Origin of the sequence: Mangrovivirga halotolerans, from assembly GCF_026241165.1 — a bacterium.
GTDB classification, from domain to species: domain Bacteria; phylum Bacteroidota; class Bacteroidia; order Cytophagales; family Cyclobacteriaceae; genus Mangrovivirga; species Mangrovivirga halotolerans.
Map to the genome: position 1 here is coordinate 41,254 of NZ_JAPFQN010000010.1, position 19,213 is coordinate 60,466.

A 19,213-nucleotide genomic window follows, 5' to 3' on the forward strand; every position below is an offset into this window, starting at 1 on the left:
ATTATTGATGTATTGCATTTTTTTTAATTTTTAGCTCTTTTTGCAAGCTTTAAATGTTATTTCTGTAATTCGAAAAGGTTTTCGGTAATCAAAATCGAAACATACACCGCTTTTCAATATGCAGAAATCAAAAATTTGCATAATCAACCAAATAATCTATGAAAACCAAAACGATAATACTCAGAAGAGTGGGAGTCTTTATGGCTCTTATTTTTCTGCAACTAACTGCTCACGCTCAAACGCTTTTATGGAGTGATGAATTTAATGGTACTCAACTGGACCAATCCGTCTGGACATACGCGATAGGGGATGGTTGCGACCAGGGGATCTGTGGCTGGGGAAACCAGGAGTTACAAACTTATACTAGTAATAACACGAGCATAGAAAATGGTCATCTGGTGATCACTGCCCGACGGGAAAATGTTAATGGTAAATCATTTACCTCGGCCAGGCTACTTACTAAGGATAAGGTAAGTGTTAAATACGGGAGGGTAGAGGCCAGCATTAAGCTTCCGGATATGAATAATGGCTTATGGCCTGCATTCTGGATGCTTGGTGATGGTAACCGATGGCCTTTCACCGGAGAAATTGATATTATGGAAGCCGGTTTTAATGCCACTTCCACTAATACGAATGCAGTTGCTAAGGCCAATGTATTCTGGCGAGCCGAAGATGCCGGGGTTACCGGAAACTTGCAATATGGCAATGAAGATGCGTTTAAATACGATGCTCCTGCTGAGGCCGGTAAGTTGCTCAATGAAGACTTTTTTGTCTATCGTGTCGACTGGACACCCGATCGGTTAACGGCCTACGTTTTAGAAACAGACGTAAATGGAGATCCGATTGAGGCTACCGCTTATGAAGTTTTTAATATTGATAAAGGAACTACTTTTGAAAGTGAGTTTTTCTCGGGAGACAATTTTTATATTCTTTTAAATATGGCCGTAGGAGGATGGTTGCCATTTTCTTCGGCTGAAAACAACCCGGCTAATGTTACGGCCTTGCCTAATATCGGTTCTGAAGCTGATATGCTGATTGACTATGTTCGAGTTTACGATATTAATGGTTATGGAGAAGTAACGTTAGGTAACGTTGAAGAAGAATTGCTCAGTGCTGATGGATTTGGTCTTTTTTCCGATGGTACGACTACTGCCAGTCAATTAAATTTCGGTGTGGATGCTGAGATCTTTTTATGGGAAGACCCTGCAAACCCTGAGATCCAGCTTGATAGTATTGCCAGTCCGTACGGCGATCAGGCTTTTGAAGTTACCTTTCCGGCTAATCAGTATGGGGGAATGACAATCAATAGTTCGGATATTCTCAATTTTGATAATTATAGAAATGGTTCATTGCGGTTTAAAATTAAGACTACTTCACAGGAACCGTTTAATATATCGGTTGAAAGCACTAACGGAGCCAGTGGAGTTGAATTTGCTGCCGGTGAAGAAAAGTATGGATTGGTTCGCGACGGACAGTGGCACGATGTGATAATTCCCCTGGAACTTTTGGTAACCAATTTTAAAGGCGTTCAGGCTCCGTTTACTATTGGAAACGTTGAGTTTAATAATCCAACTGTTGCTTCAACATTTACAATCGATGAAATACATTATTCATCTCAACCAGCACCGGAATATGAAAAATATGTACCCGCTATCGGGAACTATGGCCTTTACACTAATTCAACCGTTGCTGATGAGTTGACATTGGGTACAGAAGGGGATCTTTATGTATGGGAACAGACCCTTGCTGAAGGACCGGCAGAAACTTATAATGGACAGGAAGCATTAAGCTATGTCGGAAATAACCTGGGATGGTTTGGCCTTGGTTTTACCGCCGATCAAATCCATGATCTTTCTGCATTTGAATCCGGTAATCTTCGACTTGCAATGAAAACAACTTCAAATGAAACTCTGAACCTGACGATTAATATCGGTCTGGCAGAAGGAACAGTTGTATTTGAAGCCGGAAATGATCCGTATGGTTTTGCCAGGGATGGGCAATGGCATGAGTTGATTATACCGGTTTCAGATTTTGATGGGGTTAATATGTCCGGCGTTGAAACGTTGTTTAGTATAAATGGTACCGGCAATATTACTGACCTTGCTCTCGCAGATATCTATTTTGAATATACCGGTACAGAAACCAAAGTATTAACTTCTATAGATGTTAATCCTTCGACAGTCTCAATTAATGAAGGAGAAACACAGCAATTCACTGCACAGGGATATGATCAAAACGGGGATCCGATAAACGCTAGTTTCACCTGGGACGCCACGGGAGGAACAATTGATGGAAACGGACTTTTTACCGGTACGACACAGGGAACGTATACTATAACCGCCTCAAGTAATAGTGTGAATGGTACTGCACAGGTAACAGTAAATCCTGTTGAATCCGGGTTTATATTTCCAGGGCTAGTCGAAGCTGAAGATTACAATGAAGGAGGCTTTTTTGATACATCAGCAGGAAATACGGGGGGTGCATATCGTTCGGATGATGTTGATATTCAAGTAACAGGTGATGCTACCGGACTGTATAACATTGGCTGGACCGAAGCCGGAGAATGGTTGGAGTACGATATCAATGCTACAGCTGCGTCTGAATTATACGATATAAACCTTCGTCTTGCTTCTCCTCAGGGTAATGGAAAATTACATATCGAAATTGATGGACAAGATGTGACTGGTCCGATTTATCCGGTTAACACCGGAAACTGGCAGGTTTATTCTACAGTAGTAGTGGAAAACGTCGCTATTTCTTCGGGAAGCCATGTAATGAGGATTGTAATCGATGCTCCGGGCTTCAATTTAAATTATATAGAAGGAGTGGAGTCAGTTGAGGAACCAGTATTAACTTCGATCGTATTGTCACCGGATGTAGCAACAATAAATGAAGGGCAGACACAGCAATTTACTGCCCAGGGATTTGATCAAAACAATGAACCAATCAATGCTTCTTTTGCATGGACAGCCACAGGAGGGACAATTGATAACAATGGATTGTTTACCGGAACAATTGCTGGCGAATTCACCGTGACTGCTACAAGCGGAACAGTAAGTGGAGAAGCAGCGGTTACGGTTAATTCTGTTTTTACCGGGTTTAATATTCCGGGAAGAGTTGAGGCAGAAAACTTTAGCGGTTATTATGATACCTCTCCTGGAAATATCGGAGGAGCATTCAGGACAAACGAAGATGTGGATCTGGAAGTAACCGGTGATGTTGATGGTCTTTATAATGTAGGCTGGACTGAAGCAGGAGAGTGGCTGGAGTTTGATATTAATTCTACTGCATCTAATTATGATATTGCATTGCGTGTGGCCTCTGCTGTTGGCGGTGGATCGTTGAGGGTGGAGATCGATGGTAATGATGTGACCGGATCTGTAGCCGTACCGAATACTGGCGGATGGCAAAGTTATCAGACCATCACTATAGAAGATGTAGATATAGCAGAAGGGGTACATAAGATGAGGGTGTTCTTTATTGCAGGTGGTATTAACTTAAATTATGTGGCTTTTGCGGAGAATGTGGTGGTGCCAACTGGTTGTACCCAGGCATATCCAAATGGAGATTATACAGTAGAAATTTCCCGGGATTCCAATAATCCAACGTTGACATTTGTACCAGGCTATAATGGTATTGGTAACCCAGCCACACTGCTATATTATGGTACTGAACCAGAAGGTATTTATCCTGGATATGTTGTTTCACCTGACGAACCATTTCAAATTAATGCAGCTGAAGACCAGAAGATCTATTTTTATTACACATATAGTGTTCCGGAAGGTGGAGAACGAAATTCTTCCGGCAACAGACATTCTTTTGTGGTAGGAAGTTGCACTACAGATTCAAGGATATTAGGTGTTGAAAATAATCAGTCATTGAATGGTGAAGAACTAATGTTATACCCAAATCCGGTACAGTACGAACTTATTGTCAGATTAAACAACGGGGACTACGAATCAGTACAAATTTTAGATAATACGGGCAGAGTGATTCGGGTTCAGGCAATTAATAAACGAGAGACGAGTATTAACGTTCAGGACCTTCCTCGTGGAATGTATGTGATAAGAATCCTGGGTGATAACGAGCCTTTAACGAGAAAATTCATGAAATACTGATAATCAAATAGGGGTAATTTGTTTTATATAGGGGCAGCCCTGCTGAGCGAGAGTTTGGCGGGGCTATTTTTTTTTGTTTAATTCAGCATAAAAGGCTATACAATTGCCCATGTCGATCATCCTCATTGCAAATAAGGACGATTGATTTCTCCGTGGGCATCATTAATAAAAGTTGCTCCATCGTCCTTGTTTAGCATAGCGTAACGAGGATGTATTGAGGATAGCGTTTGTAACGCTGATTTTATACTGTGTCATTTTAGATTTAGGATGCTTCATTTCAGGCAATACAATTGCCTTTCTCGGTCATCCTCATTGCAAATAAGGACGATTGATTTCTCCGTGGGCATCATTAATAAAAGTTGCTCCATCGTCCTTGTTTAGCGTAGCGTAACGAGGATGTATTGAGAACAGCGTTTGAAACGCTGATTTTATACTGTGTCATTTTGATTTAGGATGCTTCATTTCAGGCAATACAATTGCCTTTCTCGCGCATCCTCATTGCAAATTAGGGCGATTGATTTCTGTGTGGGCATCATTAATAAAAGTTGCTCCATCGTCCTTGTTTAGCATAGCGTAACGAGGATGTATTGAGGACAGCGTTTGTAACGCTGATTTTATACTGTGTCATTTTGATTTAGGATGTTTCATTTCAGGCAATACAATTGCCTTTCTCGGTCATCCTCATTGCAAATAAGGACGATTGATTTCTCCGTGGATATTATTAATAAAAGTTGCTCCATCGTCCTTGTTTAGCGTAGCGTAACGAGGATGTATTGAGAACAGCGTTTGAAACGCTGATTTTATACTGTGTCATTTTGATTTAGGATGCTTCATTTCAGGCAATACAATTGCCTTTCTCGGTCATCCTCATTGCAAATTAGGGCGATTGATTTCTGTGTGGGCATCATTAATAAAAGTTGCTCCATCGTCCTTGTTTAGCGTAGCGTAACGAGGATGTATTGAGAACAGCGTTTGAAACGCTGATTTTATACTGTGTCATTTTGATTTAGGATGCTTCATTTCAGGCAATACAATTGCCTTTCTCGGTCATCCTCATTGCAAATTAGGGCGATTGATTTCTGTGTGGGCATCATTAATAAAAGTTGCTCCATCGTCCTTGTTTAGCGTAGCGTAACGAGGATGTATTGAGGACAGCGTTTGTAACGCTGATTTTATACTGTGTCATTTTGATTTAGGATGTTTCATTTCAGGCAATACGATTACCCTTCCTGATTATCCTCATTGCAATTTTAGATTTGTTTTTGAGGAAATATCAATCAGCTTTTGATTTAAATTCCAGATATAGATAGTTTATTGTTACTGAATTAATTATTTGAGATTTTCGTTAATATAAATGGGCGTGATTAAACCTCTAAAAACTAAAATTATTTGGAAGTTTAATCACGCATTTATTTTTTGTATTACTTAGTTATATTCTGCCTAGGGGAGTTAGGTAAAAAATCTTAGTCTTTACTTTGAACCTTCTTTTTCCTTTTCTTCCAGGTTCATTTCTATATTTTTCAGCTGGTTTTCAACATCTGAGACGATAATTTCGGAAGGAACATTGGCAGTTTCTACCAATTTTATATCTGATACAGATGCCCCGACCTGGAATGTGTATTCACCGGCTTCTGTAATCCATGCTGAACGATCTGTATGATAGGAGGCAAGATCATCAACAGAAATTGAAAAAGTTAGTGTCTGTGTTTCTCCGGGAGATAACGTCTTTGTTTTTAAGAATCCTTTTAATTCGCGAATTGGTTTTGGGAGGTTAGATTCCGGAGCGGATACATACAACTGCACAACTTCTTTTGCCGCCATTTTACCGGTGTTTTCTACTGTCATAGATATTTCAAATGAACCTGAATTTTCTGTTACATTAAGGTCTTTATATTCAAAAGAGGTATATGATTGACCATATCCAAAGGGAAAAGATGTGTTAACATCTGCTGTTTCAAAATGGCGGTAACCCACGAAAATACCTTCTTCGTAATGTACTTCAGCTGGCCTTGCCATCATAAAACTGATATTTCCTTCCATAGGAAGATCATATTCCTTTCCGGGAAAATTCTCTGATGATAAATGATCGGATATTTTAACAGGGAAAGTCATAGGTAATTTACCCGAAGGGCTTACTTCTCCTGAAACAATATCGTAAACAGCATTGCCTGCTTCCTGTCCTGGTTGCCAGGTAATCAGGATTGCATCAGCTAGTTCTTTCCATGAATCAGTTTCAATAACTCCACCGATATTTAGTAATACTATAAATTTCTTTTCTTTATCATGAAAGACTTTAGACAGCTGTTTTATTGCATTTAATTCTTTCTCTGTCAAGAGATAATCATTCTCATATGACCTATCCATAAATTCCCCTGACGATCTGCCCAGGGTGAAAATGGCAACATCATTACGATCAGCAATACTATTTAATTGTTCTGTAGTCCATGTTCTTTCATCGATCATTTGATCAGGAACCATTGCAAATTCCTTTGGAGGTAGTTTTGCTTTTTCATCTTTAATATAAGACTGGTAAACATTGGCTAATTCCTCATCAAAGCTAATTTCGTTTGTTTTAAAACCTTCAATAATAGTGACATCTCCGATATTGTTTACATCCCCGCTTCCGGTGCCGCCAATAAATGTGTCATAGGATGCATTGCCAAATAAGGCTATTTTTTGAGTTTTTTGTATTGGAAGTGCCTGGTTTTCATTCTTTAGCAATACCATTCCCTGGGTGGCGGCTTTTCTTGCTAATTCACGATGCTTTTTCAGCTCCGGCTCTCCATCAGGTTCATATCCTTTAAATGAAAGTGTTTTGGTATAAATATTTAGAATTCGCTCGACATTTTGATTCAGGGTTTCCATTGATAAAGATCCATCAGCTATTGCTTTCCTGATATCCTCTCTTTGTTTTTCAATTCCGGGCATGAGCAGGTCATTGCCGGCTTTCATTTGCTCTACGGCACTGTTTCCTGCAAACCAGTCAGTCATTACAAATCCGTCATAATTCCATTCATTTCTTAAAATATCAGTAAGAAGATCATGCCGTTGTGAGGCATATACGCCATTTATACGGTTATATGCAGACATTACTGTCCAGGGCTCTGCTTCTTTTACGGCAATCTCAAATCCTTTGAGATATATTTCCCGCATTGCTCTTTCACTTATCACAGCGTTTACTGTAATACGATTCGTCTCCTGGTTGTTTGCGGCGAAATGTTTAATACTTGTGCCGACTCCTTGTTCCTGAACGCCTTTAACAAATGCTGCAGCCATTTTTCCAGCTAATAATGGATCTTCTGAATAGTATTCGAAATTTCTGCCTGTCAGTGGATTACGGTGAATATTTAATGCCGGAGCCAGCAATATATCGACACCATATTCTTTAGCTTCTTCACCAAAAGCTTCACCGACCTTTTTCATCAGATCCAGGTCCCAGGTTGATGCCATAAGTGTTGCTATTGGAAAAGCTGTTGCATAATATTTTTTATCATCACCTGGTCTTTCCGGTGTGATACGTATACCGGCAGGACCATCAGCAAGGACGATTTGCGGAAGTCCGATGCGATCAATAGCAAATGAATGACCGGCAGCACCGGGAATCTTGTCTTTGATTTTTGCAGATTCAGGTGTGATACCCGGAAAGTAAAATCCAACGCCTACAACGATGTTGATTTTTTCTTCGAGGGTCAGGCCTTTAACAACCTGGGGAATGTTTTCGGTAGTTAACTTTTGTGCCTTTATCGGAGCTGTTGATAGTAATATTGTAATTACCAGGGGGATGATTTTTTTCATTTTAGTTTCATGTTTATTGTAAACACAAGTAACTAAAAATCAGGAACTAAAAAATTGATAAATATCAATTAATGAAGTTGATTTCGAATCCGGCTTAATGTTTCAAAAGTTATTCCCAGGTAGGATGCTATATATTTTAGAGGAGCTCGTTTAATAATTTCAGGATCGTTGGCCATTAATTTTTCATACCGTTGAAAGGCTGTTTCAAACTGAAGGGCTTCCATTCTGTATTGAGATAGAATAAGTGAAGTGGCAAACATGGACCGGTATAATTTGCTGATGTTAAGATCAATATCAGATAATTTTTCCAGTGACTTTTTGGGTAGTAGTATTATTTCGGAATCTTCTATGCATTGTATGATCAGGTTACTTGGTTCTTCGTTAAAATAACTGATTATCGAAAAACAAAAGTTGTCATCATATGCGAACCATTCTGTTATTTCGCGTCCGTCTTTAATATAATAGATCCGCACCATTCCCTTTTTTATATAATAGATGTGCCGGCAAATGGAATGGTAATCCAGGAGAAAGTCATTATTTTTTAATGTTTTGGTTTGTGTTGATTCTTCCAGCTTATCAAAAGCTTCATCCGGTAGTGTATAGAGAGAATTAATACGGTTTTTAAATGCCGGCATAATATTTTTTATGGTGATTTTTAAAATATATGAAATGCTAAGCAATTTTATAGTTTCTATCTTAGAAATTAGTCGTAATTACTTTGCTAACAAACATTTTTTTATCAGGATATAAACATCTAATGAAACAATTTATCAAGGTGAATTTTGTTTTACGATGGTCCGTTGGGATTTTAGAACAAAAAAAAGGTGCCTGAGGAGAATATTAATAATTTCAATCGCCCTTGTTTAGCACAGCCTAACAAGGGTGGGGGAGATCATCGTTTGTTGAGTCTTCTGTATCATGTAAATTTGAATTACAAATCCATGGATAAGGCTATAGTGTTACAAATCCTGAAAAGCGGTTATTTTTGATTTAAAAGTATTTCAAATTGAAATAAATTCCATAAAAGGAAGGTGCTGTTCGATATTTGTAATGTCGAACTTTTATCCTAGGATCTGTGATCCGAATTAAATTTAGAGCAGTCACAGGTAGTATTATTATGCCAGAGGTTAATTTCAGGCAATACGATTACCCTTCTCATACATCCTCCTTGCAAAGGAAAATTGTGAGTTTGGCCAGTCTAATTTTTGCTATAAAGTGCAATAGAATCTGAAACAGAAATGATAAAAAGAACAAGTAGTCCAAAGGCGCCAAGAGGTAAAGAGATGAACCCAAACCATGGAATAACCATCCATTCGCAATTTCCTTCATGACAAGGTTGGTTAGTAGTTGCCTCAGTGATCCATGCCCCGATAAAACCGATAATAAATGGAGAGAGGCCTATGAAAATTACCAGAGCCAGCCAAAGAGGAAGACGGGTTAGATAATGTTTTTTCTGTTTAATGATAACTGGCATAATCTTTTAATATACTGGTTTTAGTTCGGAAGTAATTTAATCAAATTATGATGTTATCAGTGATAGATAGTTTTTTGTGGTAAAGATCAAGTCGCACATTCTCGTTGCAAATGAAACGATTGTTGTCTTCCTAGGTAACATAAATAAATGCAAGTATCAATAATAAAAAGTTGTCTTATTGATAGTTTTCATTGTTGAATGTTAGTACCCCATCCATATTGCCAGTAAAATGGATAATATACCACAGGAAAACAAAATAATAAAAAGAGGTAATATGAACTTTAGCCATTTTCCAAATGGAATTGAAGCAAAGCCAATCATAGCCATCAATACTCCATTAGTTGGAATTATTATGTTTGATAACCCATCTCCCAATACAAAGGCCAACACTCCTGTTTGCCGGGTAATTCCTATAAGATCTGAAAGAGGTGTCATAATTGGCATCGATACCAGTGCCTGTCCTGATGCGGAAGGAATGAAGAAATTTAATGTAGACTGAAATACGAGCATACCACTACCTGCCATTGATTTAGGCATTAACATTAAATTATTTGAAGCATGGTTTAAAATAGTATCTATAATCTGACTTTCTTGCATTACCACTGAAATGCCCCTGGCAAAACCAATTATAAGGGCTGGAATGATCATTTTTTCCAATCCTTTTACAAAGGTTTCCATTGCCTGATCTCCGGATAGACCACTGATTAGAATGACCAGAATACCAATTCCTATAAATCCTCCGGTCATTTCAATCAATCCCCATCCAATGGTTTGAACACATAACATTATAATTGCATACCCAAAGATCAATACGAATAGAATCCATAAATGCCGGGAGGTTAATTTTTGTTCTTCTATTTTTAGTTTTTCAGATTTAGTGTATGAGTTTCCCGGAGCAAGAGAAGCTATTTTATTTTGTTTTACTCTTTTTCCATAATACATTAAATAACTAAACCCTATAACCAGAAAAAGCATAAAGAGAAAAAATCTGAAAACCATTCCACTTCCTAAGGGCAGTTCAGCTATTTGTTGTGCGATAGTTACATTAAATGGATTGGTTATGGCGGTAGACCAGCCAATGAATGCCGGTAATGCAATTAAAGCCAGACCAAACATCCGGTCATATCCAAATTCTTTTGATAAAACCAGAAATACCGGTATGAGTGGAATCAACTCAACTGCCAGTCCTAAGATTGCGCTTGCGGCAGATATAGAAAGGTAAATCAAAAAGAAAAGGATAGTTGGTCTTTGTCTGAATTTTTGAATAAGGAAAAATAATATTGCATTGATCGTTTTAGTGTAAATAACAATGTTGAAAATTGCCCCGGCTATAAATACAAAAAATATTAACGCTGCTGATTGCAGCATTCCTTTTGGAATAGCGGTTAACAGATCTAATAATGAAACCGGAGAAGCTTCTCCTTTTACTTTTTCATTTAACAAAAGCCCTTTTAATGAGATCGTTTTAGGTAATTCCCTGTAACTGCCCGGTACTAGTACTGTTTGTTCAATTTTTCCAAATTTCCTGGTGGTTCGTTGATAAGCTCCTGAAGGAACAAAGTAAGTTAGAATAGCACAAAAAAGAATAATAATGGAGAGAAAGATAAAGACATGCGGAACTTTTATTTTCATATTTTTATTGTTGAGAGTGACTTTATCATTCCGTTATATCTGTTTATTTTAATTATTCTTTATTTATCCAATCGATGACAAAGCCCATTAAATCTTGGGGAATGGTGTGACCTCCATCAAATTTTTGATAGGTCACATCATAACCATTTCTTATTAATAGATCTCGTCCGTTTTCAGCAAAATTGATGGGTACCAGTTTATCTGTTTCACCTTGAATGATCAGAGTTGGTACACTTTTTCCCTCTTTTATATTATCATTTCCGAGCCAGTCTTCGTCAACCACTGAACTGAAAATTATCATCCCATCTACTTTATCATGATGGTGGATACCTGTTAAATAGGTGATAATGCCCCCTTGAGAAAATCCAAGAAAGTATATTTTATCAATATTAAATGACCGTTTTAAATCAGTCATAACTTGTGCCATTTGCTTTTCTGTGGTTAAACGCATGGCTGCCTTTTCTCGCTCAGAGGCGGGTCTTTCCAGCATAATATATGATGATATATCATATAGAAACCATTCATAGCCGATTGTGCCGTCATTTTTGAGAAAACTATACGGTGCTTCCGGAGTCGCATAAATAAAGCCAGCTTCGGTAAAATAATTACTTAAACGTTGAAAACTTTCAGCAGTACTTCCAAATCCATGCAGACCTATTACCAGAGTATGGCTTTTTGTTGAATCATAATTATCAGGCAGGGAAACCAGTGTAGGAGTAAAGGCATTGATGTTACTCCAAATAGTTAAAGGATTTTGGGTTGTGTCATTTTGTGCCTGAACAGAAAGGTGTCCAAATGAAAAAATTAACAATAATAGTGTGTTGAATAATTTTATATAGACTGCCATCTTCATTTTAAAATTGTGGTAATTTGATTTCCTATTTTATGGCTATAAATGTTCTAAAGATGACTGTAAGCTTATTATTAACATCCCCGGTTATTGAAAGTAGCTTATTTATTATTTAAATCAAATATTTTATTGGATTAGTTATATTAAATAAACATATATATTCAATATAGGATCGTTTTGGAAATGCGTGAGCTTTTTTATGGAGCTACTTTTTCGATTTAATTATCTTTCTCACAGATATTCTCTACTCGCTTTTTTTATTAATTAATAGGTCTGTAAACTATCTTTTTTGAAAAATTCAATCCATAATGTAGAAGTTAAACTTACCATTATAATTACAATCAATTCGTGAAATGATAGTGGGTTTATGATGAATATTTCATTTAAAAATGGGATGTAGTTTATCGCAATCATAAATAATACTGAGGTCCCAATAATTATTGGGATTAAATGGTTTTTTAATTTGATGGTTTTAAAAATATTTTCAGTAAAGGAGCGATTGCCCAGTGTCAGGAAAATATTTGAAATAATCAGTGTTCCAAAAACAGTAACCCTGATGCCTTCATCACTTTCCCCTGTTGTTTTAGCCCAATATCCTGTTGCTAAACATCCCAATGTAATAATGATTCCTTGTAAGATAGTGATCCAAAGTTCTGTTCGTTGTAAAAGTGAATTCCCGGAGTTTTTAAGTGGTGTGATCAAATTCTTTTGCTGTATAGGTTCATTTTCATAAATAATTGAACAAGTAGGTCCCATAATTAATTCTAGAAAAATTACATGGATAGGTGTAAATAACATGACAGGAAGCCAGGTTAAAAAGATAGGGAGAGTAACGAGAAGAATGATCGGAATATGAATTGAGATAATGTATCGAAATGCTTTTTTAAGGTTTTCATTAATTCTTCTGCCCAGGAAAATAGCATCCATCATTTTATCGAGGTTATCATTTGTCAGGACCAGATCTGCAGCTTCTTTTGCAACTTCAGTGCCTCTTTTTCCCATTGATATACCAATATGGGCTGCTTTTAATGCTGGCGCATCATTTACACCATCTCCCGTCATAGCCACAGTGTCTCCATTACTTTTAATTGCAGCAATGATTTTTAATTTTTGTCCGGGTGATATTCTGGCAAAAATATCACAGGTTGAAACAGCCTGTTTAAGCTCATTTTTATTCATTTGTTGAATTTCGTCCCCGGAAATTATGTGGCTATGATTTATACCGGTTTTTTGTGCAATAGCCATTGCTGTTTCGGGGTAATCACCAGTAATCATCACTACCCGGACTCCTGCCTGGTAGAAATTCTTAATTAGCTCAGGTATGTGCTTATCAGGTGGATCATGGAAGGTAATTAGTCCAAGAAATTGAAAAGTGATTTCTTCTTGGTTTTCGGGTAACTGTTCTTTATCCCAATGTCCTTTAGCTACACCCAGTACTCTATATCCTTTTTTTGCATACTCCTGGCCTTTGGCTAATGCAATATTAGCATCTGAGGCGTTTAAATTACATATTCTTACAATACTTTCTAAAGCCCCTTTACAGGCTAAAATTCTATCTCCTTTTTGATTACCAAAGATATGTGTCATTACCGGAGGCTTTCCTGAAAGAGGAAATTCCTTAATTATTTTATATTCAGTTCTTAGATCATTTGTGTTGTTTTTATCAAATATTTCATGAATGGATTTCTCCATTGGATCAAAAGGCGATTCTTCACTCGCCCACATGGCATACTCTAAAACTTCTGAAGCCTGGTTCTGATTATCATAGTTGATTTCGCGATTTGTTTGAAAGTCAAAAACATGAGTGACTTTCATCAGGTTTTGTGTTAAAGTCCCGGTTTTGTCCAGGCAAATAACTGTTGCTGAACCCAATGTTTCTACAGTTCGGGGACTTTTAGCTATGATTCCAACTTTTAGTAATCGATATGCGCCCAATGCCATAAAGGTAGATAGTGCTACTTGCAATTCCTCTGGTAATACGGACATAGCCATAGTTAACCCATGCAAAAGACCATGTAGTAAGCTGCCACTTTCCCAGGTATGATAGCCCCAGACAAATAAAAATGCAATAGCACCTATAATCACCATTCTCTTGACGAAATGATGGACTTTTTCTTGTAAAGGAGATTTAGTCTGGCTGGTTTCTTTTACCAGGTAACCAATACCTGCCAGGGTTGTTTTTTTTCCTACTGCTGTAACTCTCGCATAGCAATAGCCGCCGACAACCATTGTGCCTTGTATCAGCATTTCCCCTGATTGCTTATTAATCGAAGCAGACTCGCCTGTCATGATTGCTTCATTTACTGAAAAATCATAAGATGATATTACTTTCGCATCTGCTGGAATGATAGTTCCTTCTTCACAAATAATTATATCTCTGGTAACTATTTCCCTGGTCGGTAATATAACGACCTCATCTTCCCTTAAGACTTTGGCTTTAGAGGAGGTTAGCTTGCTTAAGGCTTTTACCGCTTTTTGACTTTTAAAATTTTGAAATATGTCAATGCCTGTAACAAAGAAAATAGCTGCAAGCATTGTAAAAGCTTCTGATAGCTCACCAAATATAAAATAAATTGTACAGGCAGCTAATAACAAAATTAGCATTGGTTCAGTGATAATCGAAAAGATAATCTTTTGTAAAATCCCCTCTTTTTCAATGCTCTCATTTGCCCCGTTAAGTGATCTTTGTTCTGCCACTTGATCTGGGGAAAGTCCTGAAATATTTGTAGTGTATTTTTTTATCAAAATTGATTAATCTATCCTGGTATTAAGTTATTAGATTTTGAGTTTATCTGCTAATAAGAATAATTTAGGATTTTTGAATTCAGTATTTCTAATCTGAATTTTTATAGATAGAATTAATATGGTTATAAGTTTTATTCCTTCTTTTTCTAGAACTGTTAATTGAAAGCGGCTTGGGATTTGACTGGTATGATTCCTGATTTTAATTAGGCAAATGTCTTTGAAATGTTTCTAGACTTGAATAGATATTGCCCTATTTTTATTTAAATCCCTCTTTGGTGAAGTGCTGGCTGTTAAATAATAGAAAACGCCTTTAGTTTCACCATTCAGCATAAGTGTAATAATATCTGGTTCACCGTAAGTTCCTGTATTATATTTTCAATGAACGAAATATGCCTTTTGATTTAAAAAAGTAACAAAAATATAAATAGAATTTCTTTAATATTCTTTATACAGTTTTATTCAATAACCGGTCTATTGGTATTTTTGAATAGATAGCAACAATTCCTGTAATAAGGAATAAAAGTGTTTTGTACGGTGTATATGAGATGCCCTGACCCCAGTAGAGTATATAACTTACAGTGAATAAAATCATTATTCCATGCAACCATCTTCGGTTTAACAATTTAAGAACCACATTCATAATTAGCATAGCTGTTCCGAAGAGTATAATTGAAAATTTTATAAACGCTGCAAACCCAACTGTTTCTGCAATAGTCATTGATGATGGATTGTGAATCACCATCCCTAGTATCCAGCCCATAGCGAATAATAGAATGTATATAGTAGTCTGAAGTACGGTAGCTATTATACTTTTAATTATTTCATTCATTGAAAATAACTGTGGTAAATCAATTGAGTCTCTTTACTAAATTAGCATAGAATGAATTCATATATTCCGTTTCAGGATATTATAAACGTTTACTTGAAAAGTGGGAGAAATTTGGATTTTGTCAGTTGGACAATTAAGCTCCAACATTGCTCATTCTTCCTTTTACTTTATGCTTATTAAAAGTGAGGTTCTTACCGGAATTATTATTTTTAAACAAAATTATTGCTATCAAAGCAGACACAATGGAAGTGATAATTCCTACTCCGGTACCAATCAAGAAAAACCCAAGGACGAAAGTGACTGCCATTATTACTAAAAACACGGCAATTCTGTTTTGTACTAATTCTCCAAAACTATAGTCTACAGCTCTTATATCGTCTACTTCGTATGTATTTGTACTATTGCAGGCCGGACATTTGATTTCGAATTCCTCACCAAATTTCTGGACGATATTTATACGTGTAGAGGCTTTATATGGACTATCGATTTCATTTCTACAATCTTTACACTTTATTATTAACTTCATTTTTAAGTTATTTTGTTTTGGTTATTATAAAATTCCTTTTTATCAAGACCATGGGTAAGCCAGATGTATGATGAGTAAACTGGACAAATCAAAAAATTGGTCTTTGATCAATATTTACTTTTGTTAATACATATTGAATTAGAATTGTAACCTTATTATGAGAAGGGACTTCACGGTGAAAACATTATGGTTAGACCAGCTATTGGAATGCTGAATCTATTTTATCAAAATGAATTGCCCGGTAATACTGTTTCTAACCGAACATTTTCTGTGCAAACATATTAAATTAGAAGAAAGGAATTACGCGATCTTTTTATTCTTTTTGGGCTTACTAAACCTTTGTATATAACTACAATGCTGGCATAATTCTTCAACCAAAACACCGTTTAAAAATCCATTTCTCATATTTACGAACCGGTCACTATTAATTATATCGTGGATTGTGGAAGTTTTTAAATTACCCAAATTAATCGATGCCTTTTGGTCTAAACAACAAGGCACAACGGTTCCATTAGAATGAATGCCTATATGACTGATTGTTCCATGGCAACGGCCTTCTAATCCCTGATGTGGTAATGAAAATGAAGGCCATTCGAAACGAGAATCAAAATTGAGATAAAGTCTATTCCAGATCCGCTTCGATTTTATTGCCCCCAGTTCAATATTTCTATTGATTGATATATCAAATTGAGACTCGATCATGGAAAATATATCTTCATTATCAGAAGCATTACTATTCAGATTCCATAGCCTGAAATTTATATATAGATCAGGCTTCTCTACATTTGCTGATTTTACAAACTCCAATATTGGTGAAAGATATGATTCAATTTCCCTTTCAGGAAAGTTGTCTTTAAAAGCCTGAAGTGAGAAGTTTATCTGACGAATACATTTAGAATTTAAAATGTTATTCTTATGCTTTTTGATTAAAATACCATTGGTAGTCAGGTCGACTTTAGTATTGTACTTATCACAGATTTCTAAAATATTTAAAAACTTTGGGTGGGCAAGTGGTTCCCCTAGTAAATGTAAACAGATAACTTCCGTTAGTGGAGCTACCTGTTTTATAATGTCTTCAAATTCAATCAGATCCATTATTTTTTTATCCATTTCCACTACAGGGCAAAAAGAACACTGCACATTGCAGATATTCGAAATTTCCAGGTAAACTTTTTTAAACATCCATTTATCAATTATGAATAACTGTAGATCTGATTTTGATTTTCACGCTATTTACGTCTAAATTTCTTAATCATAACAATAATTTTTGTTTTTGATTATAAAATATAAAACTGCAATGAATCTTCTGGAATCTGGAAGACAGCATAACAAAACAGGGCCATTAGTTTCTGATACTAAATGGCCCTGTCTGTTATTACTTATTAAAAAAACTTTATTGAATAATTAAATCCCCGGTGATATTAATTTTTCGGTTAGACATTAAATCTGTTAAGGAGGCTTTTAATTTACAAGGATTATTTATTTGATCACCAGTAAAGGTGATATTTATCGGTAACTGGTTATTTTTAAAACCATCAGGATCAACACCCGTTAAACTAAACGTCTCTAAAACATTGGAACTTCCCATTATTGTCGATAATTTCAATTGATAAAGATGGGAAAGCTTTACCGTCAACTATTTCCAGACCATCTATTCCTTCTAAAGCAAATATAAATTCGTTAGCAATATTAATTTCATTATTGACTACCACATGGTTTTCGGTTTTATCCCAAAGATAAATTTCAGTGAAAGTAAGTTTCTCCTTTTTTATTTTTAATAGTTTATTAGCTTCCATGGTAAAAGGTAATTCATAATTTAACGAACCATCTCCTTTTTTATCCCAGATTTTAACAAGTGCTTTATATGATTCTTCGTTATCATGGGGTAATACTGCGGTAAAGTTAGCTTGAAGTTGCAGTGGTGATAACTCTGTTCCATCTTCCAGATTTGCTAATAGGTCATCATTCTGTAGAACTGTATCCTTATCATTCTTAACAATATATAAAGATAAACCAGGATATGATTTACCATTTTCATTTTTCAGGCCTGTGATGTTATTAAATATAAATTTAACCTTCTCACCATTTATAAACTTGTTCCTGTTTTCAATTACTCCATTAATTTCTATAATAATTTCATCTGAACTTAATCCATCTCCTCTTGTATAGGCACCAGTGTTCAAATCTTTATTGGTTTATTGGTTAAATTCACAGGCAAATAAGGCTAATGTAACTAAAAAGCATTCAAATAATTTTACTCTTTTCATTTTTGTTGTGGTAATTGAAAAGGCTATTTTAAATCTCATTTAGCCTTTATTGTTTTGGTTAATATTAAAAAGTTTTTCGATTCCCGGAATATATAAAGCTCATCATGATATGCTGAATAAGTTATTATTTGTTCCCAGATAAAATGCGAAAATAATTCTTTTTAATTTAAAATCAAATCTTGATTTAATGCTATGTGTTGTGTGTTTTAATTAAAAGATTTATAGTACAATTTAATGCAACTTGAAACTAAGGATATGGAATTGATTGAGAATTTCACTTCAGCCTGGCATACAATAACAACACCCGATCTTTAAAATTACCCATGAAATCAAGAATTGGATTAATTGAACATGTAGCTTAAAACCAAGGTATAGTTAGTTCTTTTCACCGGATGATGTCAAATTTTGTATGGTAATTGAATTAGACAAGATATTTTAACTGATTATTATTTTGTTACAAAACAGGCTGGAGTTAAAAGTACCCTAAAACAAACAGAGTATATATAAACAATAGGGTGTTTACTATAAAGAAACTTACAGTTTGTTCTCTGTTATTAATAAAAAACAATCCTGTAATTGCACAGGCGTAAAAAATCACCGGTATATAAGCCAGAATGTTTAAAATTTTCCATCGGGCAGGCAATTCATATTCCTTACTATCAAGTTTAATATAACCCGTTTTGACTTGTCTTAAGACAGGCGTTATTGATAGTCTTATTGAATCAGCCTCCCAATATTTAAATTTTTGAAAGGCCTGAATCATATAATTGTAATTCTCAGTTTTTAAATAGCGATAATTTGTTTTTGTTTTTCCTCTTCCGGTAAATCTACCGTAATGTGAATAAGCTTCTCTTTTAGTATAATTGAGTTTCTCAGTCTTTTCGGGGCCCGGTAGTATATAGAAATCCACAATTATAATAATTGCTAATATTCCAAAAAATATATTGATTCTCTTTAGAGTTTTAAAAATCATTGGT

At 35.7% G+C, this 19,213-nt stretch carries 12 protein-coding genes; 1 reads left to right on the forward strand and 11 read right to left on the reverse strand.

Annotation, left to right across the window (positions count from 1 at the left end):
* The first annotated feature begins 158 nt into the window (after positions 1–158).
* Positions 159–4,118: a carbohydrate-binding domain-containing protein gene (locus tag OO013_RS16345; protein WP_266058034.1), complete on the forward strand. Its 3,960-nt coding sequence runs from the start codon at positions 159–161 to the stop codon at positions 4,116–4,118.
* Positions 4,119–5,588: 1,470 nt separating this feature from the next.
* Here the strand turns inward: OO013_RS16345 and OO013_RS16350 are convergent.
* The 11 genes from OO013_RS16350 to OO013_RS16400 all read right to left on the reverse strand — a co-directional run bounded on the left by OO013_RS16350 (position 5,589) and on the right by OO013_RS16400 (position 19,209).
* A complete protein-coding gene (locus OO013_RS16350) occupies positions 5,589–7,913 on the reverse strand; it encodes a beta-glucosidase (protein WP_266058035.1) in 2,325 nt (774 codons plus the stop codon).
* 68 nt (positions 7,914–7,981) lie between these two features.
* A complete protein-coding gene (locus OO013_RS16355; RefSeq protein ID WP_266058036.1) occupies positions 7,982–8,548 on the reverse strand; it encodes a Crp/Fnr family transcriptional regulator in 567 nt (188 codons plus the stop codon).
* Between the two features lie 563 nt (positions 8,549–9,111).
* A complete protein-coding gene (locus tag OO013_RS16360; protein WP_266058039.1) occupies positions 9,112–9,387 on the reverse strand; it encodes a hypothetical protein in 276 nt (91 codons plus the stop codon).
* Positions 9,388–9,588: 201 nt separating this feature from the next.
* Complete coding sequence (locus OO013_RS16365) at positions 9,589–11,019, reverse strand: YfcC family protein (protein ID WP_266058040.1); 1,431 nt, start codon at positions 11,017–11,019, stop codon at positions 9,589–9,591.
* 52 nt (positions 11,020–11,071) lie between these two features.
* Positions 11,072–11,866 carry an alpha/beta hydrolase gene (locus tag OO013_RS16370; RefSeq protein WP_266058042.1) on the reverse strand — a complete coding sequence of 265 codons (795 nt, stop codon included), beginning with the start codon at positions 11,864–11,866 and terminating at the stop codon, positions 11,072–11,074.
* Between the two features lie 267 nt (positions 11,867–12,133).
* Positions 12,134–14,614 carry a cation-translocating P-type ATPase gene (locus OO013_RS16375; RefSeq protein WP_266058044.1) on the reverse strand — a complete coding sequence of 827 codons (2,481 nt, stop codon included), beginning with the start codon at positions 14,612–14,614 and terminating at the stop codon, positions 12,134–12,136.
* Between the two features lie 445 nt (positions 14,615–15,059).
* Positions 15,060–15,443: a hypothetical protein gene (locus OO013_RS16380; protein ID WP_266058045.1), complete on the reverse strand. Its 384-nt coding sequence runs from the start codon at positions 15,441–15,443 to the stop codon at positions 15,060–15,062.
* 133 nt (positions 15,444–15,576) lie between these two features.
* Positions 15,577–15,969, reverse strand: coding sequence for a hypothetical protein (locus tag OO013_RS16385; RefSeq protein WP_266058047.1), 393 nt, complete (start codon positions 15,967–15,969; stop codon positions 15,577–15,579).
* 300 nt (positions 15,970–16,269) lie between these two features.
* On the reverse strand, positions 16,270–17,151 hold the full coding sequence (locus tag OO013_RS16390; RefSeq protein ID WP_266058049.1) for a radical SAM/SPASM domain-containing protein: 882 nt from the start codon (positions 17,149–17,151) through the stop codon (positions 16,270–16,272).
* Positions 17,152–17,525: 374 nt separating this feature from the next.
* Entirely contained in the window at positions 17,526–18,152 is a 627-nt protein-coding gene (locus OO013_RS16395; protein ID WP_266058050.1) for a hypothetical protein, read from the reverse strand.
* 556 nt (positions 18,153–18,708) lie between these two features.
* Positions 18,709–19,209 (reverse strand): hypothetical protein, encoded by a 501-nt coding sequence (locus tag OO013_RS16400; RefSeq protein WP_266058051.1) that lies wholly within the window; start codon positions 19,207–19,209, stop codon positions 18,709–18,711.
* Positions 19,210–19,213 lie beyond the last annotated feature (4 nt).